The 22,601-nt window shown below is 70.7% G+C and carries 23 protein-coding genes; 20 read left to right on the top strand and 3 right to left on the bottom strand.

The features are described from left to right. The first annotated feature begins 143 nt into the window (after nucleotides 1–143). On the top strand, nucleotides 144–368 hold the full coding sequence (gene rpmE / locus ABZV00_RS20990) for a 50S ribosomal protein L31 (RefSeq protein WP_007464546.1): 225 nt from the start codon (nucleotides 144–146) through the stop codon (nucleotides 366–368). 132 nt (nucleotides 369–500) lie between these two features. Further along, nucleotides 501–1,589: a peptide chain release factor 1 gene (gene prfA, locus ABZV00_RS20995; protein ID WP_328419863.1), complete on the top strand. Its 1,089-nt coding sequence runs from the start codon at nucleotides 501–503 to the stop codon at nucleotides 1,587–1,589. 45 nt (nucleotides 1,590–1,634) lie between these two features. On the opposite strand, the gene ABZV00_RS21000 is transcribed toward prfA, so the two are convergent. Beyond that, the gene (locus ABZV00_RS21000; RefSeq protein WP_355608675.1) at nucleotides 1,635–3,182 is read right to left on the bottom strand and encodes a GGDEF domain-containing protein; all 1,548 of its coding nucleotides are present in this window, start codon (nucleotides 3,180–3,182) and stop codon (nucleotides 1,635–1,637) included. 72 nt (nucleotides 3,183–3,254) lie between these two features. Here ABZV00_RS21000 and prmC point away from each other — a divergent pair, with 72 nt between their 5' ends. From prmC to ABZV00_RS21020, 4 genes are all read left to right on the top strand, one after another. Then, a complete protein-coding gene (prmC, locus tag ABZV00_RS21005; protein ID WP_355608678.1) occupies nucleotides 3,255–4,202 on the top strand; it encodes a peptide chain release factor N(5)-glutamine methyltransferase in 948 nt (315 codons plus the stop codon). Beyond that, a complete protein-coding gene (locus ABZV00_RS21010) occupies nucleotides 4,202–4,849 on the top strand; it encodes an L-threonylcarbamoyladenylate synthase (protein WP_328426063.1) in 648 nt (215 codons plus the stop codon). The genes prmC and ABZV00_RS21010 overlap by 1 nt, the downstream gene beginning before the upstream one ends. Continuing rightward, on the top strand, nucleotides 4,850–5,461 hold the full coding sequence (locus tag ABZV00_RS21015; RefSeq protein ID WP_355608681.1) for a phosphotyrosine protein phosphatase: 612 nt from the start codon (nucleotides 4,850–4,852) through the stop codon (nucleotides 5,459–5,461). Between the two features lie 106 nt (nucleotides 5,462–5,567). Further along, complete coding sequence (locus ABZV00_RS21020; protein WP_355608684.1) at nucleotides 5,568–7,682, top strand: transglycosylase domain-containing protein; 2,115 nt, start codon at nucleotides 5,568–5,570, stop codon at nucleotides 7,680–7,682. On the opposite strand, the gene ABZV00_RS21025 is transcribed toward ABZV00_RS21020, so the two are convergent. Next, nucleotides 7,679–9,142: an SDR family oxidoreductase gene (locus ABZV00_RS21025; protein ID WP_355608687.1), complete on the bottom strand. Its 1,464-nt coding sequence runs from the start codon at nucleotides 9,140–9,142 to the stop codon at nucleotides 7,679–7,681. The two genes, ABZV00_RS21020 and ABZV00_RS21025, sit on opposite strands and share 4 nt — an antisense overlap. Nucleotides 9,143–9,177: 35 nt before the next feature. Here ABZV00_RS21025 and glyA point away from each other — a divergent pair, with 35 nt between their 5' ends. The 13 genes from glyA to ABZV00_RS21090 all read left to right on the top strand — a co-directional run bounded on the left by glyA (nucleotide 9,178) and on the right by ABZV00_RS21090 (nucleotide 20,159). Then, entirely contained in the window at nucleotides 9,178–10,467 is a 1,290-nt protein-coding gene (gene glyA / locus ABZV00_RS21030) for a serine hydroxymethyltransferase (RefSeq protein WP_355608689.1), read from the top strand. Then, nucleotides 10,460–10,885 (top strand): hypothetical protein, encoded by a 426-nt coding sequence (locus ABZV00_RS21035; protein WP_355608691.1) that lies wholly within the window; start codon nucleotides 10,460–10,462, stop codon nucleotides 10,883–10,885. Before glyA ends, ABZV00_RS21035 begins: the two co-directional genes overlap by 8 nt. A gap of 189 nt (nucleotides 10,886–11,074) precedes the next feature. Then, complete coding sequence (locus ABZV00_RS21040; protein WP_030488045.1) at nucleotides 11,075–11,311, top strand: AtpZ/AtpI family protein; 237 nt, start codon at nucleotides 11,075–11,077, stop codon at nucleotides 11,309–11,311. A gap of 11 nt (nucleotides 11,312–11,322) precedes the next feature. Next, entirely contained in the window at nucleotides 11,323–12,120 is a 798-nt protein-coding gene (gene atpB / locus ABZV00_RS21045) for a F0F1 ATP synthase subunit A (protein ID WP_355608693.1), read from the top strand. A gap of 66 nt (nucleotides 12,121–12,186) precedes the next feature. Beyond that, nucleotides 12,187–12,429: a F0F1 ATP synthase subunit C gene (locus ABZV00_RS21050; RefSeq protein ID WP_328419844.1), complete on the top strand. Its 243-nt coding sequence runs from the start codon at nucleotides 12,187–12,189 to the stop codon at nucleotides 12,427–12,429. Nucleotides 12,430–12,455: 26 nt separating this feature from the next. Beyond that, nucleotides 12,456–12,995 carry a F0F1 ATP synthase subunit B gene (locus tag ABZV00_RS21055; protein ID WP_328419842.1) on the top strand — a complete coding sequence of 180 codons (540 nt, stop codon included), beginning with the start codon at nucleotides 12,456–12,458 and terminating at the stop codon, nucleotides 12,993–12,995. Continuing rightward, nucleotides 12,995–13,816: a F0F1 ATP synthase subunit delta gene (locus ABZV00_RS21060; protein WP_328419840.1), complete on the top strand. Its 822-nt coding sequence runs from the start codon at nucleotides 12,995–12,997 to the stop codon at nucleotides 13,814–13,816. Before ABZV00_RS21055 ends, ABZV00_RS21060 begins: the two co-directional genes overlap by 1 nt. 117 nt (nucleotides 13,817–13,933) lie before the next feature. Then, nucleotides 13,934–15,586, top strand: a complete 1,653-nt coding sequence (atpA, locus tag ABZV00_RS21065) for a F0F1 ATP synthase subunit alpha (RefSeq protein ID WP_355608696.1) — start codon at nucleotides 13,934–13,936, stop codon at nucleotides 15,584–15,586. 4 nt (nucleotides 15,587–15,590) lie between these two features. Next, a complete protein-coding gene (locus ABZV00_RS21070) occupies nucleotides 15,591–16,520 on the top strand; it encodes a F0F1 ATP synthase subunit gamma (RefSeq protein WP_355608698.1) in 930 nt (309 codons plus the stop codon). Further along, complete coding sequence (gene atpD, locus ABZV00_RS21075; RefSeq protein WP_328419834.1) at nucleotides 16,520–17,956, top strand: F0F1 ATP synthase subunit beta; 1,437 nt, start codon at nucleotides 16,520–16,522, stop codon at nucleotides 17,954–17,956. Before ABZV00_RS21070 ends, atpD begins: the two co-directional genes overlap by 1 nt. A 221-nt stretch (nucleotides 17,957–18,177) precedes the next feature. Beyond that, nucleotides 18,178–19,320 carry an LCP family protein gene (locus tag ABZV00_RS21080; protein ID WP_355608701.1) on the top strand — a complete coding sequence of 381 codons (1,143 nt, stop codon included), beginning with the start codon at nucleotides 18,178–18,180 and terminating at the stop codon, nucleotides 19,318–19,320. 89 nt (nucleotides 19,321–19,409) lie between these two features. After that, nucleotides 19,410–19,691: a F0F1 ATP synthase subunit epsilon gene (locus ABZV00_RS21085; protein ID WP_355608704.1), complete on the top strand. Its 282-nt coding sequence runs from the start codon at nucleotides 19,410–19,412 to the stop codon at nucleotides 19,689–19,691. Between the two features lie 12 nt (nucleotides 19,692–19,703). Then, nucleotides 19,704–20,159, top strand: coding sequence for a DUF2550 domain-containing protein (locus ABZV00_RS21090; RefSeq protein ID WP_355608707.1), 456 nt, complete (start codon nucleotides 19,704–19,706; stop codon nucleotides 20,157–20,159). A gap of 362 nt (nucleotides 20,160–20,521) precedes the next feature. On the opposite strand, the gene ABZV00_RS21095 is transcribed toward ABZV00_RS21090, so the two are convergent. Next, nucleotides 20,522–21,094, bottom strand: coding sequence for a cob(I)yrinic acid a,c-diamide adenosyltransferase (locus ABZV00_RS21095; RefSeq protein ID WP_328419825.1), 573 nt, complete (start codon nucleotides 21,092–21,094; stop codon nucleotides 20,522–20,524). On the opposite strand from ABZV00_RS21095, the gene murA reads away from it, so the two are divergent. Then, the gene (gene murA, locus ABZV00_RS21100; protein WP_328419823.1) at nucleotides 21,093–22,532 is read left to right on the top strand and encodes a UDP-N-acetylglucosamine 1-carboxyvinyltransferase; all 1,440 of its coding nucleotides are present in this window, start codon (nucleotides 21,093–21,095) and stop codon (nucleotides 22,530–22,532) included. The two genes, ABZV00_RS21095 and murA, sit on opposite strands and share 2 nt — an antisense overlap. Nucleotides 22,533–22,601: the final 69 nt, after the last annotated feature.

Raw genomic sequence — 22,601 nt, forward strand, 5'->3', positions numbered from 1 at the left:
GCGGCCCGATTGCCGGGTCGGCTCAGGCCCATGGCACACTGGTCAATCGGCCACCGGTTCCGGTTCACGCCCGAGCCCGTCGTGCACGGCGCGACGGGCGGTGACGGCGACCCGGCGACCACCAACGAGAGGACCGAGGCAAGATGAAGGCAAACATCCACCCGGAGTACGTGACCACCGAGGTCAGCTGCTCCTGTGGCAACACGTTCACGACCCGCAGCACCGCCAAGGGCGGGGCGATCCACGTCGAGACCTGCAGCGCCTGCCACCCGTTCTACACCGGTAAGCAGCGCGTTCTCGACACCGCCGGCCGGGTCGCGAAGTTCCAGCAGAAGTACGCCAAGGTTCAGGCCAAGAAGGCCAAGTAACTTCTCGTTCGGCGCCCGCGTCCGGTTTTCCACCGGAAGCGGGCGCCGTCCGCATTCCGCCCTGTTTCGCCTGGCGCCCGGCCCTCCGGCCGGCCCGGCCGGCGCCGCAACCCCTGAAGGAGCACCCGCAGCATGAGCAGCGAGCGTCTGGCCGGTCTCCTCGACGAGTACGCGGAGCTGGAGAAGCGGTTGGCCGATCCGGCCATCCACGCCGACCAGGCCACCGCGCGTCGGGTCGGCCGTCGGTACGCCGAGCTGGTGCCGTTGCGCAAGGCTGCCGGCGAGCTGGAGCAGGCGCGCGCCGACCTGGCCGCAGCCCGCGAGCTGGCCGCCGAGGACCCCTCCTTCGCCGCCGAGACCGAGGCGATCGCGGCGTCCCTGCCGGCCCTGGAGGAGCGCCTCGCCGAGCTGCTCATTCCGCGTGACCCGCACGACGCCAAGGACGTGATCGTCGAGATCAAGGCCGGTGAGGGCGGTGAGGAGTCCGCGCTCTTCGCCGGTGACCTGCTGCGGATGTACACCCGGTACGCCGAGCGCCACGGCTGGATCACCGAGGTGATCGACGCACAGGACTCGGACCTCGGCGGGGTCAAGGACGTCTCGCTGTCGATCAAGACCAAGGGCGTCCCGGAGGGCGGCAACGGCGTCTGGTCGCGGCTCAAGTGGGAGGGCGGCGTGCACCGCGTGCAGCGTGTCCCGGTCACCGAGTCGCAGGGCCGGATCCACACCTCCGCCGCCGGGGTGCTGGTGCTGCCGGAGGCCGAGGACGTCGACGTCACCATCGACCAGAACGACCTGCGCATCGACGTGTTCCGCTCGTCCGGCCCGGGTGGCCAGTCGGTCAACACCACCGACTCGGCGGTGCGGATCACCCACCTGCCGACCGGCATCGTCGTCTCCTGCCAGAACGAGAAGTCCCAGCTGCAGAACCGGGAGCAGGCGATGCGGATCATGCGGGCCCGGCTGCTCGCCGCCGCCCAGGAGCAGGCCGACGCCGCCGCCTCGGACGCCCGCAAGGCGCAGGTGCGCACGGTGGACCGCTCGGAGCGGATCCGGACCTACAACTTCCCGCAGAACCGGATCACCGACCACCGGATCGGCTACACCGCGTACAACCTGGACCTGGCGCTCGCCGGGGATCTGGACGGGGTGCTGGACGCCCTGAGCGAGGCCGACCGCGCCGCCCGGCTGGCCGGCGACACCGAGCTGACCCGCCGCTGACGGATCGCCACCGGCGGCCTCCGGCGACGGCCGACCAGCCGGCGGTCAGCTCGCGCGCGGACGGGACTTCGCGCGCAGCATCTCCCGGTCGGCCTGTTCGAAGGCGACGCTGAGCGCGTCGCGCAGCCCGCCGCCGCCGGAGACCTCGGCGAAGCCGATGCTCACCCCGACCGGGGTGCCGGGAACCAGCGACTCCCAGTCCTCCGCGCTGACCGCCGCTTCGATCCTGCGGGAGACCTCGGAGGCCTCGGCCATGCCGGTGTCGGGCAGCACCACCACGAACTCGTCACCGCCGTAGCGGGCCACGAAGTCACCCCGGCGCATCACCCGGTTGATCACCCCGGCGATGCGTTGGAGCACCAGGTCGCCCGAGTGGTGCCCGTGCCGGGTGTTGACCGCCTTGAAGCCGTCCAGGTCGCAGACGCCGATCACCACCCGCTCGCCGCGGGTGACCACGGCGGTGATGTAGCGCTCCAACCGTCGCCGGTTGGGCAGCCCGGTGAGCGGGTCGGTCAGGGCCTCGCCCTCGAACCGTGCCGCCTCCCGGCGCATCTCCTCGTGGTCGATCCGGGCGGCGATGCCGTCGATGTAGACGTCGCGCAGCCGGTCGTTGCGCTGTGCGGCGAGCCGGAACGCCAGCCGGTCGGCCCGGTGCGCCGCCAGGTGGTCCCCGGCACGGGTCAGCGCGATGCTGCGCAGCCGGGCCGGCTCGGCTGCGCCCAGCGTTTCGGTGGACACCCGGATGGTGTCCAGCCGGGTGACCGCCTCGATCGGCCGTCCGTCGGCCACGGCCAGGCAGACCAGCCCGAGTTGCCGCATGTCGCGGGCACGGGCGCTGTCCCCGCCGTGGCCGAGCAGCCGGGACGGCTCGGTGTCCGGGGCGGACTCCACCCGGTCGCCGAGCGCGGCCTGTCGGGCCGCCGCGTACCCGTACGCGGCGAGGCTGCTCGGGCGCAGCCGGCCGGCCCGCCCGGTGCGGACGAACCGGGCCAGGTCGCCGGCCACGTCCCGGAGCACCCGCAGGCAGCCGTCGCTGTCGCCGTTGTGGTCCAGCGCCACGGCGTTGCGCAGCCGGATCCCCGGCGCGGCGAACGTCTCCTCCGGGATCCCGGAGGTCAGCCCGAGCTGCCGGGCACGTTCGATCGCACCCAGGGCGTACCCGTGGAAGCTGAGATAGCTGTAGGCCATGGCGAGGTCGTGCCAGCCCCAGGCGGTGTCCCGGTCCGGGTCCTCCACGGCGCCCAGCGCCCGGGCGGCCTTGACCAGGTGGGTGACGCAGCGGTCCAGAGCTCCCTGGTGGTGTGCGGCGAGCGCGGCCAGCGCGTTGAGGTGCCCGTGCAGGTAGGGCTCGGCGAGGTCGCGGACGGCCGCCGAGGCCTCCTCGATGGCCCGGGTGAACTCCGCCGTCCGACCGAGATTGATCAACGCGGAGAGGCGCTGCACCAGGGCGTCCGCTCGCGCCGCCGGGTCCGTGGTGCTGCGGATCACCCGCTCCAGCAGGGCGTACGCCTCCGCGGAGCGACTGGCCTCCTGCAACGCCCGAGCGCGCGTGAGGGCGTCAACCTGGTCATCGACCCGGTCGAGCCAGCCCACTCGCAACCTCCCGTCGTGTGCGCATGGTCGCACCCGTTCATGGCGTCCCCCGCGACGCTTCATGATTATGACGTGACCACTCTGCCGCAACACCCCCCCGAAGGGACAGGCCGGCTCCGTCCGTCCGCCGCGGTGGCCCGGGCGGCCCGGGTGCTCGCCGCCGCCGGGGTGGGTCCGGCCCGCGCGGAGGCCGAGCTGTTGGCGGCGTACGTGCTGGCGGTGCCCCGGGGCCAGCTGGCCCTCGCCGACGACCTGACCGACGACCAGGCGGACCGGCTCGACGAACTGGTGCGCCGCCGCGCCACCCGGGAGCCGTTGCAGCATCTGACCGGTCTCGCCGGCTTCCGGCACCTGGAGCTGGTGGTCGGCCCGGGTGTCTTCGTGCCCCGGCCGGAGACCGAGCTGCTGGCCGGCTGGGGCGTCGAGCAGGCCCGGGGCCTGCCGGACCCGCTGGTGGTGGACCTGTGCAGCGGCTCCGGCGCGATCGCACTGGCGGTAGCCCAGGAGCTGCCGGGGGCGCGGGTGATCGCGGTGGAGCGGTCCCCGGCGGCGCTGAGCTGGCTGCGCCGCAACGCGGCGGAGCGGGCCGCGGCGGGGGACCGCCCGATCGAGGTGGTCGAGGCCGACGTCACCGCACCGGACCTGCTGGCCGACCTGGTCGGCCGGGTGGACGTGCTGCTCTGCAACCCGCCGTACGTACCGGTCGACGTGGTCGTGCCGCCGGAGGTGGCCGGGCATGACCCGGCGGAGGCGGTCTTCGGCGGCGCGGACGGTCTGGCGGTGATCCGGCCGGTGATCACCAGGGCGGCGGCGCTGCTGCGTCCCGGCGGCGGGTTCGCGGTCGAGCACGACGACACGCACGGCGCAGCGGTGCCCGGGCTGCTCGCCGCGGACGGCCGGTTCGCCGACGTCACGGAGCATCTGGACCTCACCGGCCGCCCCCGGTACGCGACCGCGTCCCGACGGGCGGACGGCCAGCACGCCACGGCCGGCCCGGCGTGGCAGACTGACTCCTCGTGATGCTCTACGACTGCCGATCGCCCGCCGATCGGGACCGCGGCATCGCTGCGGCCATCGAGGCGGTCAAGAACGGCGAGCTGGTCGTCCTGCCAACGGACACTGTCTACGGCATCGGCGCGGACGCGTTCACCCCGTACGCGGTCAAGGCGCTGCTGGACGCGAAGGGCCGGGGTCGGCAGATGCCGCCGCCGGTCCTGATCGGCTCGCGGCACACCCTGGACGGGTTGGTCTTCTCGCTGCCCAGCGCAGCGCGAGACCTGGTGGAGGCGTTCTGGCCGGGTGCGCTGACGATCGTGGTCGAGCACTCGCCGAGCCTGCAGTGGGACCTCGGCGACAAGTCGGGCACGGTTGCGGTGCGGATGCCGCTGCACCCGGTGGCGCTGGAGGTGCTGCGGGAGACCGGCCCGATGGCGGTCTCCTCGGCCAACAAGACCGGCCAGCCCGCCGCGGTCACCGCCGAGGAGGCCCGCGACCAGCTCGGCTACTCGGTGCGTGCGTACCTGGAGGCCGGGCCCTGCCCGGACCCGGTGCCGAGCACGATCGTGGATCTGACCGGCGAGGTGCCGCAGTTGCTGCGGGCCGGTGCGATCCCGCTGGAGAAGCTGCGCGACGTGGTGCCGGACCTCATTGACGGCCAGGGGGTCTGAGTGCCCCCGTTCACCGTTCTGCACGTCTGCATGGGCAACATCTGCCGCTCGCCGATGGCGGAACGGTTGCTGGCCCTCGCGGTGCGGGAGCGGTTGGCCCGGCGCGAGCAGGACCCGGCCCGGGCCGAGGAGCTGCTGCACAGCCACAGCGCGGGCACCGGCGGCTGGCACGCCGGCGAGGAGATGAACCCGCCGGCGGCGCGGCAGGTCACCGGCCGGGGTGGGGACGTCGAGGGGTTCGCCGCGCGCAAGCTGCGCTCGGACCACATCGACGCCGCCGACCTGGTCCTGACCGCGACCGCCGATCAGCAGGAGTACGTGGTGGCGCTGCGTCCGGACGCGGCGGCCCGCACGTTCGTGCTGGGTGAGTTCGGTCGGCTGCTGGCCGCGGTGGACGCCGCCGCGTTGCCGCCGGCCGAGGCGACCCCGGAGGCGGTGTACGCCCGGGGCATGGCCCTGGTGGCGGCGGCCCACAGCGCCCGGTTGGGCGCCTCGTCGCTGCCCACCGATGATCTGGACGACCCGTGGGGTCGTGGCGACCAGTGCTTCAGCCGGGTTGCCGACGAGATCGAGGAGACGGTCCACCCGCTGGCCGGCGCGCTGCTGCCCTGAGCGTCGTGCGAATTTCCTCCGGGTTTGGGGAAAACCCGGGGCGAAAGGGGCGTTCCGGGTCATTCTGAACGGGTCCTAGCGTGACCGGCTCCTGCGGGGAGAGCTGATGATCCGGGCCCGACTCGACAAACTGCTGACCGTGTTGATTGCCGGTGTGCTGGCCGGGCTGGTGTTGGCAGCGGCCGCCCTGCCCGCGGCCCTGGTCTTCGGGATCGGCTTCAGCGCCCTCTCCACGCCCTACTCGGAGCTGCCGAACACGTTGCGCACGCCGCCCACCGCCCAGCGCTCCAACCTCTACGCCAACGACGGCACCACCCTGATCACCTCCTTCTACCAGGAGGACCGGGTGGACGTGCCGCTGCACGAGGTCGCCCCGGTGATGCGCCAGGCGATCGTGGCCGCCGAGGACGTCCGGTTCTACCAGCACAGCGGGGTGGACCTGCGAGGCGTGGTGCGCGCGTTCACGGTGAACAAGCGTGACGGCCACACCCGGCAGGGCGCCTCCACGCTGACCATGCAGTACGTCCGCAACGTGCTCCGCAGCGACCCGCGGCTGACCGAGCGGCAGCGCGACGCGGCCACCGAGGTCACCACCGCCCGCAAGGTCCAGGAGATGCGGTACGCGCTGGCGCTGGAGCGGGAGCTGAACAAGGAGGAGATCCTCGCCCGCTACCTCAACATCGCCTACTTCGGCGCCGGGGCGTACGGCATCGCGGCAGCCAGCAAGCGCTACTTCTCGCGGTCCCCGGCCGAGCTGACCCTGGCCCAGGCCGCGATGCTGGCCGGTCTGGTCCGGTCGCCGGACAGCGACGACCCGATCAACGGCGACGCCGACAGTGCGCTGCAGCGACGGGGGTACGTGCTGGACCAACTGGTGGAGTCGAGCCAGGTGTCGGTGGAGGCGGCGGCGGCGGCCCGGGCCGAGGCGCTGGAGCTGCGGCCCAGCGAGACCCCGAACGACTGCACCGCGGTGCCCAACGGGCACAACGACTGGGGCTTCTTCTGCGACTGGTTCACCAAATGGTGGAGCAGCCAGTCGGCGTTCGGGTCGAGCGCCGACGAGCGGGAGCGCACGCTGCGCCGGGGCGGATTCTCCATCGTCTCCTCGCTGGACCCGGGGATCCAGCGGGCCACCACCGAGCAGGTGCTGAAAATCTACAAGCCGACCAATGCCCGGGCCATGCCGACCGCCGTGGTGCAGCCCGGCACGGGCCGGGTGCTGGCGATGTCGGTGAATCGCAGCTATGGCGTGGCGGACAACCCGGTCGGGCAGAAGAACCACCCGAACACGGTGAACCAGCTGGTGGCCGGCGGGGGGGCGATCGAGGGGTACCAGGGTGGGTCGACGTTCAAGCTCTTCACCATGCTGGCCGCGCTGGAGTCCGGCCTGCCGCTGTCGACCGACTTCGACGCGCCGAGCCGGCTGGTCACCCGCTACGCGGCGACCGGTGAGGCGAGCTGCGACGGCCGCTGGTGCCCGGAGAACTCCAGCCCCTCGGTGATGGACGGCCGGCGCACCATGTGGACCGCGTTCGGGCGCTCGGTGAACACCTACTTCGCCTGGCTCACCGAGCAGGTGGGCGCTGACCGGGTGGTGGAGATGGCCGAGCGGCTCGGCATCGTGCTGCGCGCCGACTCCGATGCCCGGCTGGCCCGGTACGGGGCGAAGAACTGGGGCCCGTTCACCCTGGGCGTGGCCGCGACCACCCCACTCGACCTGGCCACTGCGTACGCCACGGTGGCGTCCGAGGGGACCTGGTGCGCGCCGCTGCCGGTGGTCTCGATCACCGATTCGGCCGGCCGGCCGGTCGACGCCGCCAAGCCGGACTGTCGGCAGGTGATCGACACCGACGTGGCCCGGGCGGCCACCGACGCGGCTCGCTGCCCGGTCGGCGACCAGTCGATGTACGGACGTTGCGATGGCGCCACCGCGGGCGACTTCCGGGCCAAGCTCGGCCGTCCGGTGGCGGGCAAGACCGGCAGCTCGGATCGGTACGAGGTGGAGACGGTGGTGGCGTTCACCCCGCAGCTCGCGGTCGCCTCGATGGCTGCCAACCCGGACAACCCACGCGACGCCGTCGGTCAGGCGGTGCAGGCCCAGATGGTGGATGCCGTCGGCGAGGTGCTCGCCATCGGCCTGCGCGGCCAGCCGGTGCGGGACTTCGTCCCGCCGAGCGAACGGGCCGCCTTCCAGGTCACCGAACCCCGAACCGGCAACTAACCCAGGTGTTCGGCGTTGCGGGCGATGTTGCGGGCCATTCCGCCGAAGACCACGGCGTGAAACGGGGCCACCGACCCCCAGTAGGTGTGCCCGGCCAACCCGCGCGGCAGGAAGACGGCGCGCTGGTGGTAGCGGCTGCGTCCGTCGTCGGTCGGCAGTACCCGCATCTCCAGCCAGGCCCGGCCGGGCAGCCGCATCTCGGCGCGCAGCCGCAGCAACTCGCCCGGGATGATCTCCTCGACCCGCCAGAAGTCCAGCGCCTCGCCGACCTGCAGGCGGTGCGGGTCGCGCCGGCCGCGACGCAGCCCGACCCCGCCGATCAGCCGGTCCAGCCAGCCGCGAATCGACCAGGCGAGCGGGAACGAGTACCAGCCGTGCTCGCCGCCGACGCCCTCGATGACCCGCCAGAGCGCCTCCGGTGGCGCGTTCACCGCCTGTTCCCGGACGTCGGTGTAGGCGGTGCCGCCGGACCAGGCCGGGTCGCTGGGCAGCGGCTCGGCGGGCGCGTCCGGGCCGCTCGCGGTCGACCAACGGGTCTCCACCTGGGCGTCGCGCACCTTGGCCAGCGCCAGCGCGACGGCCTGGTCGAAGCCGATCAGGCCGCCCGGCGGGTCGGGCACGTACCGGGCGATGTCGTGTTCGTGCGTGACCGCCTCTTGGACCAGGCTGTCCACCAGCGGGCGGGCGATGGCGTTCGGCACCGGGGTGATCAGGCCGACCCAGTGCGACGAGAGCGACGGGGTGAGCAGGCGGACCGGCACGATGACCCGCCGGCGCAGCCCGGCCACCGAGGCGTAGCGCTGCATCATGTCGCCGAAGGTGAGCACGTCGGGCCCGCCGATGTCGAAGCCCCGGTTGACCTCCGCCGGCAGCGCGGTGCAGCCGGCCAGGTAGCGCAGCACGTCGCGGACCGCGATCGGCTGGATCCGGTTGCGCACCCAGCGTGGGGTGACCATGGCGGGCAGTCGCTCGGTCAGGTAGCGCAGCATCTCGAACGACGCCGAGCCGGAGCCGATGATCACCGCGGCTCGGAGCACCGCCGTGGGGACTCCGCTGGACAGCAGGATCCGGCCCACCTCGGCCCGGGACCGCAGGTGCGGCGAGGGCACCTCCTCGTGGGACGCCGGCTCCGGGCCGCCCAGGTAGATGATCCGGCGTACGCCGGCCTCGCGGGCCGCCGCCGCGAAGTTGGTCGCCGCCGTGCGGTCGGTCGCCTCGAAGTCGGCCCGGCCCAGCGAGTGCACCAGGAAGTAGGCGACGTCCACGTCGGCGAACACGGCGGGCAGCGTCTCCGGCCGGCTCAGGTCCCCCTCGACGATCTCGGCCGCCGACGCCCAGGGCACGTCACGCAGCCGCACGGCCTTCCGCGCCAGGCAGCGCACGGTGTGTCCGTCGGCGAGCAGCAGCGGCGTCAGCCGCCCGCCGATGTATCCCGTGGCTCCGGTGACCAGGCATCTCACGGTTCCCAGTGTGCGGCCCCCTAGACTCCTTCGCTGTGGACACCGAGACGAGCACCTTCTGGGGGCCGGATTTCGCGCAGCTCAGGGCCACCGACCCGGAGATCGCCGGGGTGGTCCTCGGCGAGTTGGACCGGCTGCGCAGCGGCCTGCAGCTGATCGCGAGCGAGAACCTGACCTCGCCAGCGGTGCTGGCCGCGCTCGGTTCGACGCTGACCAACAAGTACGCCGAGGGCTACCCGGGTCGGCGCTACTACGGTGGCTGCGCCGAGGTCGACCGGGCCGAGGAGATCGGCATCGCCCGGGCGAAGGAGCTCTTCGGCGCCGAGCACGCCAACCTCCAGCCGCACTCGGGGGCGAGCGCCAACCTGGCCGCGTACGCCGCGTTGGTGCAGCCGGGGGACACGGTGCTGGCGATGGACCTGCCGCACGGCGGGCATCTGACGCACGGCAGTCGGGTGAACTTCTCCGGCAAGTGGTTCGCCACGGTCGGGTACACCGTCCGGCGGGACACCGAGCTGATCGACTACGACGAGGTACGGGACCTGGCCCTGACGCACCGGCCCAAGATGATCATTTGCGGCGCCACCGCCTACTCCCGGCTGATCGACTTCGCCCGGTTCCGGGAGATCGCCGACGAGGTCGGTGCGTACCTGATGGTGGACGCGGCGCACTTCATCGGCCTGGTCGCCGGGCGGGCGATCCCGTCCCCGGTGCCGTACGCCGACGTCGTCTGCGCCACCACCCACAAGGTGCTGCGCGGCCCACGCGGGGGCATGATCCTCTGCCGGGAGTCGCTGGCCCAGCGGATCGACAAGGCGGTCTTCCCGTTCACCCAGGGCGGCCCGTTGATGCACGCGGTCGCGGCCAAGGCGGTCGCGCTGCGTGAGGCCGCCCAGCCCGAGTTCCAGACGTACGCCGGCCAGGTGGTCCGCAACGCCCAGGCGCTCGCCGCCGGGCTGGCCGCCGAGGGGATGCGCCCGGTGTCCGGCGGCACCGACACCCACCTCGCCCTGATCGACCTGCGCGAGGTGGGGGTCACCGGCGCCGAGGCCGAGAGCCGCTGCGACGCCGCGTCGATCACCCTGAACAAGAACGCGATCCCGTACGACCCGCAGCCGCCGATGGTCGCCTCCGGCATCCGGGTGGGCACGCCCGCCGTCACCACCCAGGGCATGCGGGAGGGGGAGCTGCGGCAGGTCGCCAGCCTGATCGCCCGGGCGGTACGCGCCGATCCCGGCGTCCCGGGCGGCGCGGACGAGCTGGCCCGGATCGGTGCCGAGGTGGCCGAGTTGGTTGCCGCGTTCCCGGCGTACCCCCGTGGCTGAGCCCGGGGTGGTCGAGCCCGACGCCGACCGGCGCTGGCGGCTGCGGCACCTGCCGGTGCTCCTGACCGCGTCGGTGGCGCTGGCCGCGGTCGCCGCGGTGATCGGCGGGGTGACCGGCGGCATGACGGCCGCGTTCGGCGCGGCGGCCGGTGTCGGTGTCACGGTCTTCAGCTACACCCTCACCACCGTGGTGCTGGCCTGGGCGGACCGGATCAACCCACAGCTGATGCTGCCGCTCGGGCTGGGCCTGTACGCGCTGAAGTTCACCCTGCTGGGTGTGGTGATGGTGGCGGTGGCGTCGACGGGCTGGCCCGGGTTGGTCCCGCTCTGCCTCGGCATCGTCGCCGGAGTGGCAGTGTGGACGGCGGTGCACATCTGGTGGTTGACCACCGTGCACGCCCGACGATCGCGTAGCTGACCTGGCAATCGGCCGCTCGTCCCATCCATCGGACGCGCGACAAGCTGTCGGCCATCGGTCATTCTCTCATGGGCGGAAGGGGAGTAGCGTGCCCACAGACGACGGCGCCCCCGAGATGCCCACACAACGACGGTTGTGCGGGGGGTGAGGCACAGCCTCGTCTTCCCGGCTGATATCGTTCGCCCCGTCATGGCTGGTGACCAAACCCCCCGTCCCGCCGGCGAACCGGACGACATTCCGTCCGGCGCCGGTCAGGGTTGGACCGCGCTCAGCTACCTCATCGGAGGCATGCTCGTGTGGGGTTTCATCGGCTGGCTGGTTGACCAGTGGCTCGACACCGGCGGCGTCGCCACCGGGATCGGCGTCGTGCTCGGCATGGCCGGGGGAATCATCCTCGTCGTCCGCCGGCTCGGCACGCCTACTTAGGAAGGGACGCGGTGTTCGGACAGGCGAACGTTCTGGCAGCGGGCCAGGCGGCATTCCCACCCAGTGTGGAGGACTTTTACCTGCCCAGCATCCTGCCCTGGGGTGCGCACGACTCATACTGGTTCACCAAGATCACGGCGATGGTCTGGATCGCGGTCGGCGTCCTGATCATCTTCTTCCTGGCGAGCTACCGGAACCCGCAACTGGTGCCGACCAAGAAGCAGTGGTTCGCCGAGTCGATCTACGGCTTCGTACGGAACAACATCGCGGTCGACATGATCGGGCACGCGGGGGTGCGGTTCGCGCCGTACTTCACCACGCTGTTCTGCTTCGTGCTGCTGACGAACGCGTTCGCGATCATCCCGTTCTTCCAGATCTCGCCGAACTCGCACATCGCCTTCCCGGCGATCCTCGCGGTGATCAGCTACGTGCTGTTCAACTACATCGGCATCAAGCACCATGGCTTCAAGAAGTACGTGCGGAACTCCCTGATCCCGCCGGCACCCTGGTACATCCTGCCGCTGCTGATCCCGATCGAGTTCTTCTCGACCTTCCTCGTCCGGCCGTTCTCGCTCGCGGTTCGTCTTTTCGCGAACATGTTCGCCGGCCACATGCTCCTGCTGGTCTTCACGCTCGGCGGCTTCGCCATGCTGAGCGCCAACGCCTGGCTGGCTCCGGTCTCGGTGCTCTCCTGGGTGATGACCATCGCGCTCACCTTCCTTGAGTTCCTGGTGATCTGCCTGCAGGCCTACGTCTTCACCGTCCTCACCGCCAGCTACGTGCAGGGCGCGCTCGCCGAAGAGCACTGATCCACCGCACCATCCGTTGTCGTCCCGCGTGAGAGTCACGCGTGATACCCAGGAGGAACCACACCAATGGACGCTAGCGTTCTCGCCGAGGTCACCGGTAGCACCGCTGCCATCGGCTACGGCCTCGCCGCCATCGGCCCGGGCATCGGCGTTGGCCTGGTCTTCGCCGCCTACATCCAGTCGACCGCCCGCCAGCCGGAGTCGTCCCGGATGACCCTGCCGTACGTCTGGATCGGCTTCGCCGTCATCGAGGCGCTCGCGCTGCTGGGCATCGCCTTCGGCTTCATCTGGGCCGGCACTGCTAGCTGATTCCGCCCCTCGACTGGGAGGTAACCATGTATTTCCTCGCCGCTGAGGGTGGTGAGTCGACCCACAACCCGATCATCCCGCTCTGGCAGGAGATCGTGGTCGGTACGGTCGCCTTCGCTGTGCTCTGCTTCGTGCTGATGAAGTTCGTCTTCCCCCGCATGGAGCAGACGTTCCAGGCTCGGGTCGACGCGATCGAGGGTGGCATCAAGCGCGCCGAGGCCGCCCAGGCCGAGGCGAACCAGCTGCTCGAGCAGTACCGTGCCCAGCTCGCCGAAGCCCGGACCGACGCCGCCAAGATCCGCGACGACGCCCGGGCCGACGCCGAGGGGATCCGGCAGGACGTTCTCGCCAAGGCGCGGGAGGAATCCGACCGGATCATCGCGGCCGGCAAGGATCAGCTCGCCGCCGAGCGGGCCACCATCGTGCGCGAGCTGCGCACCGAGGTCGGCACCATCGCGGTGGACCTGGCCAGCAAGATCGTCGGCGAGTCGCTGGCCGACGAGGCGCGGCGCAAGGGCACCGTCGACCGGTTCCTGAGCGGTCTTGAGAGCACGGGGGCCCGCTGATGCAGGCCGCCAGCCGGGAGTCGTACAAGATCGCGGCCGAGAGCCTCGACGCGTACGTCCGCGGCGCGGAGCCGTCGGCGGTGGCCTCCACCGCTGACGCCGTCCTCTCCGTCGCCACCCTGCTGCGGCGTGAGCCGCGGCTGCGCCGGGCGCTGTCCGAGCCGGCCCGTTCCGGCGAGGACCGCGGCGCTCTGCTCGGTGACATGCTGGGCGGCCGGATCGGCGTCGACGCGCTCGACCTGCTCGTGTCGCTGGTCTCCGGCCGTTGGTCGGCACCGTCGGAGTTGCTCGACGGCGCCGAGCGGCTGGGCGTGGAGGCGCTGCTGGCCAGCGCCGACAAGGCCGGCGACCTCGGCGAGGTCGAGGACGAGCTGTTCCGCTTCGGCCAGGTCGTGGCGGGTCAGTCGGCGCTGAGCAACGCGCTGGCCGACCCGGTCGCCCCGGTCGAGCAGCGCGCCTCCCTGGCTCGCGAGCTGCTCGCCGACAAGGCTCGTCCGGTGACCGTCCGCCTCGTCGAGGTGGCGCTGGGCGGGTTCGGCGGACGCTCCTTCATCGGGGCGCTCACCCGGCTGGTCGAGCTCGCCGCCGAGCGACGCGACCGGCAGGTGGCGTACGTGACCGTCGCGGCCCCGTTGAGTGACGAGGACGAGCGGCGGCTGGGTGCGAGCCTCACCGCGATATACGGTCGAGAGGTCTCCGTCAGGCAGACGGTGGACCCCGACGTCCTGGGTGGCATGAGCGTGCGGGTCGGCTCCGACCTGTACGACGGCACCATCCTGCGTCGGCTCAACGAGACCCGCAACGCGCTCGCGAAGCGCTGAGCAGCTCCGCCGCCCAACGTTGGGGCGGCTCCGCCGCGCAGCGCCCGGATTGACAGACGCCATTCGGACCGGTCGGTACTAGGTATCCCGGGCCCCTGAATTTTAAGGAAGCAGAGGATGGCCGAGCTGACCATCTCGACGGAGGAGATCCGCGGCGCCCTGGAGCGCTACGTCTCCTCCTACTCGTCCGACGTCTCCCGCGAGGAGGTCGGCACCGTCGCCGACACCGGCGACGGAATCGCCCACGTCGAGGGCCTGCCCTCGACCATGACCAACGAGCTCCTGGAGTTCGAGGACGGCACGCTCGGCGTGGCGTTGAACCTCGACGTCCGGGAGATCGGTGTCGTCGTTCTCGGTGACTCCGCCAAGCTGGAGGAGGGGCAGCGCGTCAAGCGCACCGAACGGGTCCTCTCCGTCCCGGTCGGCGACGCCTTCCTCGGCCGCGTGGTCAACGCGCTCGCCCAGCCGATCGACGGGCTCGGTGACATCCCCAACGAGGGCTTCCGCGAGCTGGAGCTGCAGGCTCCGAACGTGATGGCCCGGCAGTCCGTTGACGAGCCGCTGCAGACCGGCATCAAGGCCATCGACGCGATGACCCCGATCGGTCGGGGTCAGCGGCAGCTGATCATCGGTGACCGGAAGACCGGCAAGACCACGGTCGCCCTGGACGCCATCCTCAACCAGCGGGACAATTGGCGCACCGGCGACCCGAAGAAGCAGGTTCGCTGCATCTACGTCGCCATCGGCCAGAAGGCCTCCACGATCGCCTCGATCAAGGGCCAGCTGGAGGAGGCGGGCGCGATGGAGTACACCACCATCGTCGCCTCCCCGGCCTCCGACCCGGCCGGCTTCAAGTACCTCGCCCCGTACACCGGCTCGTCCATCGGGCAGCACTGGATGTACGGCGGCAAGCACGTCCTGATCGTCTTCGACGACCTGAGCAAGCAGGCCGAGGCGTACCGGGCCGTGTCGCTGCTGCTGCGTCGCCCGCCGGGCCGTGAGGCGTACCCGGGTGACGTCTTCTACCTGCACTCCCGCCTGCTGGAGCGCTGCGCGAAGCTCTCCGACGAGCTGGGTGGCGGCTCGATGACCGGTCTGCCGATCATCGAGACGAAGGCCAACGACATCTCGGCCTTCATCCCGACCAACGTCATCTCGATCACCGACGGCCAGATCTTCCTGGAGACCGACCTGTTCAACCAGGGCGTCCGTCCGGCGATCAACGTCGGCACCTCGGTCTCCCGGGTCGGTGGCGCCGCGCAGGTGAAGCCGATGAAGAAGGTCGCCGGTTCGCTGCGGCTCAACCTGGCCCAGTTCCGCGAGCTGGAGGCGTTCGCCGCCTTCGCCTCCGACCTGGACCGGGCCTCCCGGGCCCAGCTGGACCGCGGTTCGCGGCTGGTCGAGCTGCTCAAGCAGCCGAACTACTCGCCGTACCCGGTGCAGGAGCAGGTCGTCTCGGTCTGGGCCGGCGTCGAGGGCAAGCTGGACGACATCCCGGTGGGTGAGGTCCGGCGCTTCGAGTCGGAGTTCCTCCAGTACCTGCGGCACAAGCACGCGGGTGTGCTGGCCGGGATCGCCGACAACCAGTGGAACGATGAGATCATCGGCTCCCTGGACACCGCGATCAGCGAGTTCAAGCAGGTCTTCCTCGGCAAGGCCGACGAGCGTCGGATCAACGACGCGCCGGCCGCTCCGCTGGAGGGCGAGGAGAACCGCGAGACGGTGACCCGCTTCCGCGACGGCACGACCGACCGCCCGGCCGAGAGCTGATCCCGTGGCGGCCCAGGTACGCGTTCTTCGTCAACGAATCCGCTCGGCGAAGTCGATGAAGAAGATCACCAAGGCGATGGAGCTCGTGGCGACGAGCCGGATCGCCAAGGCCCAGGCCCGGGTGCAGGCGTCCCTGCCGTACGCCCAGGCCATCACCGGGGTGCTCACGGCGCTGGCGTCCAACGCACGGATCGACCACCCGCTGCTGACCCCGCGCGAGCGGGTGCAGCGGGCGGGCGTCCTGCTGGTCACCAGCGACCGTGGCCTGGCCGGCGGCTACAGCTCCAACGCGATCAGGAAGGCAGAGTCGCTGATCGCGCGGCTCCGGGAGGACGGCAAGGAGCCGGTGCTCTACGTCATCGGGCGTAAGGGCGTCGGGTTCTACCGGTTCCGCGGTCGGCCGATGGAGGCGAACTGGACCGGGTTCAGCGAGCAGCCGTCGTTCGAGGACGCCCGTACGGTCGGTGAGACGCTGATCAAGGCGTTCACGGCCGGTGCGGACGACGTCGACGGCAGCGCCGGTGCGGACGGGGTGCTCGGCGTCGACGAGTTGCACATCGTCTACACCGAGTTCCAGTCGCTGATGACGCAGACCCCGGTCACCAAGGTCATCGGGCCGATGCAGGTCGAGGACCGGCCGCGCTCCGAGGGGCTGCTGCCGGCGTACGAGTTCGAGCCGGAGGCGGAGGCGCTGCTCGACGCGCTCCTGCCGAGGTACATCAACACGCGGATCTACGCGGCGTTGATCGAGTCGGCGGCGAGTGAGTCGGCGGCACGGCGGCGGGCGATGAAGAGCGCCACCGACAACGCCGAAGAAATGATCGACAAGTACACGCGTGAGATGAACTCGGCCCGGCAGGCCGGGATCACCCAGGAGATCAGCGAGATCGTCGGCGGCGCCAACGCGCTGGCCGCGTCGGGAAGTGAAGTGTGATGACTGCACCAGTAGAGACCAAGACGGCCACGGGTCGCGTGGTCCGGGTCATCGGCCCGGTCGTCGACGCCGAGTTCCCGCGCGACGCCATGCCGGCCCTGTTCAACGCCCTGAACGTGGACGTGCACCTGTCCGGCGGTGAGAAGACGCTGACCCTGGAGGTCGCCCAGCACCTGGGTGACAACCTGGTCCGCGCCATCTCGATGCAGCCGACGGACGGCCTCGTCCGCGGCGCGGTGGTGCGTGACCGCGGCGAGCCGATCACCGTGCCGGTGGGCGACGCGGTGAAGGGGCACGTGTTCAACGCGATCGGCGAGTGCCTCAACCTCACCGAGGGCGAGACCATCCAGGCCGACGACCGGTGGGGCATCCACCGCAAGGCCCCGGCCTTCGCCGACCTGGAGCCGAAGACCGAGATGCTGGAGACCGGCATCAAGGTCATCGACCTGCTCGCCCCGTACGTCAAGGGCGGCAAGATCGGCCTGTTCGGCGGCGCGGGTGTGGGCAAGACGGTGCTCATCCAGGAGATGATCACCCGAGTGGCCCGTAACTTCGGTGGTACCTCGGTCTTCGCCGGCGTGGGTGAGCGCACCCGTGAGGGCAACGACCTCATCGCCGAGATGACCGAGTCCGGCGTTATCGACAAGACCGCGCTGGTCTACGGCCAGATGGACGAGCCGCCGGGCACCCGGCTGCGGGTGGCGCTCTCCGCGCTGACCATGGCCGAGTACTTCCGTGACGTGAAGAAGCAGGAGGTGCTGCTCTTCATCGACAACATCTTCCGCTTCACCCAGGCGGGTTCGGAGGTCTCCACCCTGCTCGGCCGGATGCCGAGCGCGGTGGGTTACCAGCCGACCCTGGCCGACGAGATGGGCGAGCTCCAGGAGCGGATCACCTCCGTCCGGGGCCAGGCCATCACCTCCATGCAGGCGATCTACGTGCCGGCGGACGACTACACCGACCCCGCCCCGGCCACCACGTTCGCCCACCTGGACGCGACCACCAACCTGGAGCGGTCGATCTCCGACAAGGGCATCTACCCGGCCGTGGACCCGCTGGCGTCCTCGTCCCGGATCCTCGCCCCGGAGTTCGTCGGCGCCGAGCACTTCCAGGTCGCCACCGAGGTGAAGCGGATCCTGCAGCGCTACCGCGACCTGCAGGACATCATCGCCATCCTCGGCATCGAGGAGCTCTCCGAGGAAGACAAGATCACCGTGCAGCGCGCGCGGCGGATCGAGCGCTTCCTGTCGCAGAACACCTACGCTGCGGAGCAGTTCACCGGCGTGCCGGGCTCGACGGTCCCGATCAAGGAGACCATCGAGGCGTTCCGCAAGATCAGCGAGGGTGAGTACGATCACTTCCCCGAGCAGGCGTTCTTCATGTGCGGCGGTCTTGAGGACCTGGAGCGCAAGGCCGAGGAACTGATGAAGGACTGACAGCTCCGACCAGAGCTGACCCAAAAGACTGCCCCGGCAATGCCGGGGCAGTCTTTTGTTCATCTTCAGGCCTTACCATCGCCGCAGTCCGTTTCTCGCGGTCGTCGGTTGCGCGCCACCCGAGATACGGTTCTTCCGCACGTTCACCTGAACGAGCGTTGATCTTTGCAACCTTTCGGCGACGTGCGCCCGTCTCCTTCTCATGGGCGTAACGAACGGAGATGCTCGTGGGTAAGGCCAGCAAGAGTGGCCGCAAGTCGTCCATCTGGCGGGGTGTGCCGCGCTGGGCCAGGATCTGCACGGTGTTCGGCACCGTGCTGACCATGCTCAGCGGGGCGGTGCTGGTCGGCACCGAGGTGCTGATGGCCCGCTACGAGGGCGCGGTCGGCAAGGCCGACCTCTTCGGCGACCAGGCGGCCGGGGCCCAGGCGAAGAAGTCTGAGATCAAGGGCCCGCTCAACATCCTGCTGGTCGGTATCGACCCACGTAATGCGACGGCGTTGCCACTGGCCGACTCGATCATGGTGCTGCACGTGCCGGCAACGATGGACCGGGCGTACCTCTTCTCGCTGCCTCGCGACCTCTACGTCGACATCCCGCCGTTCCGCAGGTCGGACTTCAACGGCACCACGGACAAGATCAACGCGGCCATGTCGTTCGGCAGCCGGGTGCCCGGCGGGAAACCCGACGCGGCGCGCGGCTTCGAGTTGCTGGCCACCACGGTGCAGACGGTGACCGGCATCAAGCGCTTCGACGGCGGCGCGATCATCAACTTCACCGGCTTCCAGAAGATCGTCGACGCGATGGGCGGCGTCGACATGTACGTCGAGCGCGAAGTGAGGTCCGAGCACAAGCAGCCGGACGGCACGCCGCGGCCCGGCAACACGCGCGGCGAGGGCTACGTCGGCCCGCAGGCGGTCTACAAGAAGGGCAACCACCACCTGAGCGGGTGGCAGGCCCTGGACTACGTCCGGCAGCGCTACCCGAAGAACGGTGTCCCGGACGCCGACTACGGCCGGCAGCGCCACCAGCAGCAGTTCGTCAAGGCGATGGTCGGGCAGGCGTTCAGCGCCGACGTGGTGGCCAACCCGCTCAAGCTGGACAAGGTGCTCCGCGCCGCCGGCCAGTCGCTGGTCTTCAACGGTCGGGGCAACAGCGTGGTCGACTTCGGGCTCGCCCTGAAGGACATCCGGCCGAACACCATCCAGATGATCAAGCTGCCCGGTGGTCCGGTCTACGACGGCTCGAAATACAAGGGTGAGCAGTTCCAGGCAGGCGTACCGGACTTCTTCACCGCCCTGCACAATGAACAACTGGACCCGTTCCTGCTGGAGCACCCGGAGTTCCAGAACAAGACCAAGTAGCCGTGGCGCAGCTCTCCCCACCCGCCTTGGGTGCGCGTCGGCCACCCGACTAGACTTTCGGCAATCCGTCGCCGCAGCAAGGAGACAGCGTGGCACAGCAGCTTCACGTCGAGCTCGTCGCCGTCGAGGAGAAAGTCTGGTCCGGTGAGGCCGAGATGGTCGTCGCCCGGACGACCGAGGGTGAGCTCGGCGTGCTGCCGGGGCACGCGCCGCTGCTTGGCCAGCTCGCCGAGCCCGGCCAGGTACGCATCAAGCTTGCCGGTGGTGAGCAGGTCTCCTACGAGGTGGCCGGCGGCTTCCTCTCGGTGAGCGCCGACGGTGTCACCGTCCTGGCCGAGAGCGCGACCCCGGTCTCCGCGCAGAGTCACTGAGCCGTACCGGGGATGGAGATCGTCGAGGGATTCGGGATCGGCGTCGCAGTCATCCTCGGCGCGCTCCTCATTCTCTTCGTCCGGCGAGCTCTGGTCACCCGTAGCGGTGGCATCATCCGGCTCAGTGTCCGGGTCTCCACCATGCTCGACGGCCGCGGCTGGTCGCCGGGCTTCGGCCGGTTCGCTGGCGACGAGCTGCGCTGGTACCGCATGTTCAGCTTCGCGCTGCGGCCCAAGCGGGTGCTCTCCCGCAAGGGGCTCGCGGTGGAGCGCCGCCGGTTGCCCGAGGGTCAGGAACGCCTCTCCATGCCGGCCGACTGGGTGATCCTCCGCTGTACCAGTCACCACGCACCGGTGGAGATCGCCATGGCGCGGTCAACAGTGACCGGATTCCTCTCCTGGCTCGAGGCCGCCCCTCCGGGGGCGGTCTCGCCGCGTGTGGCCTCCCAAGATTGGCCTGCTGCCTAGTTCCCTCTCGCCGTGGGGGTTCCGGGGAGCCCGCCCGGCTCCGGGCGGTCAGGCTTGATCCCTCCGCCGGGCGGGCTCCCCGGAAACCCTGCCGAGGCGCTGTGCGTCGTCCAGGCGCGGCTTTTTGTCAACTGCCGTTACTTGTAGCGACCAGTTCTGCCTCGTAGCCCTGGTTGTCGTTGAACTAGGCGGCGTAGGTCTGCGGACCGCTAGCGTGCGCTCCAGTGCCAGGTAGGTGGCCGAGGCGCCAGGAGCGACCGGCCGGCCAGTCCTGGTGGAGCGTCCAGCCCAGCTCGCCTAGCTACGCGTGGCCGCCCCGAGATCGGGAACCCATACCTCGACGTGGTGCAGCGCGCCGACGTTCAGCGCTTCCCGCCCGGCACCCATAGCACATCTCCAGCCGGATTTGCCGTTCTTGACAGGATAAAGAGCAGATCGGAGAGCCGGTTGAGATACTTTGCCGGGAGCGTGCTGGTCCGCTCCGGATCGTGGCTGACCAGCGCCCACGCTGCCCGTTCGGCACGCCGGGCGATGGTCCGCGCCACGTGTAGCAGCGCCGCGCCCGCGGTGCCGCCGGGGAGGATAAAGGAGTCGAGGTTGCTCAGGCGCGCGTTGTATTCGTCGCACCAGCCCTCAAGGCGCTCGACGTACTCCTCGGTCACCCGCAGCGGCGGATACTTCGGCTCCGGCTCGACCGGGTTGGACAGGTCGGCGCCCACGTCGAAGAGGTCGTTCTGCACCGAGCCCAGCACGGCCCGCAGTTCCTCGTCGAGCTGGCCTAGGGCGAGCGCGACACCGATCGCCGCGTTGCACTCGTCGACGTCGGCGTACGCGGCGATCCGCGGATCGCTCTTCGGCACCTGTTCGTTGTTGCTCAGCCTGGTCATGCCGGCATCGCCGGCCTTGGTGTAGATGCGCGTGAGGTGGACGGCCATGACGCACAGCCTACGGATACCGGACCTGACGATCCCGGCGCGGCCGGACACCGCCGGCTGGCCCGCGGTGGTGGGCCCCGGCGACGCGGGCGATCCGGCGGTCAACGACGTCGATGTCATCCGGGTACGCGGTGACGCCCGGCTGACCGGCACCGTGCACGTCGTCGGTGCCAAGAACTCGGCGTTGAAGCTGATGGCCGCGGCTCTGCTCGCCCCGGGCCGCAGCGTGATCACCAACGTCCCGCGGATCACCGACATCGCGATCATGGGGGAGGTGCTGCGCCGGCTGGGCTGCGAGGTCCGGTTCGACGAGGACGACCCCGTCGACCCGATGGTCGCCCGAGGTGGGGTGGCCCGGTCCCGGTCGGTGACCATCGACGTACCCGAGCAGCCGGGTGCGGACGCGGACTATGACCTGGTCCGCCGGCTGCGCGCGTCGATCTGCGTGCTCGGCCCCCTGCTGGCCCGCCGGGGGTACGTGCGGGTGGCCCACCCGGGCGGCGACGCGATCGGCTCGCGTGGGTTGGACATGCACGTCTCCGGGCTGACCCGGATGGGCGCGGACATCTCCGGTGAGCACGGGTTCGTCATCGCCGCCGCCCCGCACGGGCTGCGCGGCGCGGACATCGTGCTGGACTTCCCCAGCGTGGGCGCGACCGAGAACCTGGTGATGGCGGCGGTGCTGGCCCAGGGCACCACGGTGATCGACAACGCGGCGCGCGAGCCGGAGATCGTCGACATCTGCACCATGCTCAACCAGATGGGCGCGCGGATCTCCGGTGCCGGCACGTCCACCCTGCGGATCACCGGGGTGCCCGGGCTGCGCCCGGTGCGGCACGCCACGGTGGGGGACCGGATTGTCGCCGGCACCTGGGCGTTCGGTGCGGCGATGACCCGCGGCGACGTGACGGTGACCGGGCTCGACCCGGCCTACCTGGAGGTCGCGCTGGACAAGGTGGTGGCGGCCGGCGGCCTGGTCGAGACGCGGGGAGACAGCTTCCGGGTACGGATGGACGACCGGCCCCGGGCGGTGGACGTGGTGACGCTGCCGTACCCCGGCTTCGCCACCGATCTGCTGCCGATGGCGATCGGGCTGGCCGCCGTGAGCGACGGCGCCTCCTTGATCACCGAGAACATCTTCGACGGCCGGTTCATGTTCGCCAATGAGATGGCCCGCCTCGGCGCGGACATCAAGACCGACGGGCACCACGCGGTGGTCCGGGGCCGGGATCGGCTCTCCGGGGCTCCGGTGCGGGCCACCGACATCCGCGCCGGGGCAGGGTTGATCATCGCGGGGCTCTGCGCGGACGGGCTCACCGAGGTCTCCCACGTGCACCACGTCGACCGGGGTTACCCGGACTTCGTGGCCGACCTGCGTGCGCTCGGGGTGGCCGTCGAGCGGGGCACCACGCCGGAGGAGCCGGCGCTGGAGATCTGACGCCGACATGGCCCAGGGGCTGCGGGGTCTCCCGACAGCCCCTTAGCCGTCGTTCAGGCTCGCCGACTA

It is taken from the genome of Micromonospora sp. NPDC005173, from assembly GCF_040608515.1.
Taxonomy (GTDB): domain Bacteria; phylum Actinomycetota; class Actinomycetes; order Mycobacteriales; family Micromonosporaceae; genus Micromonospora.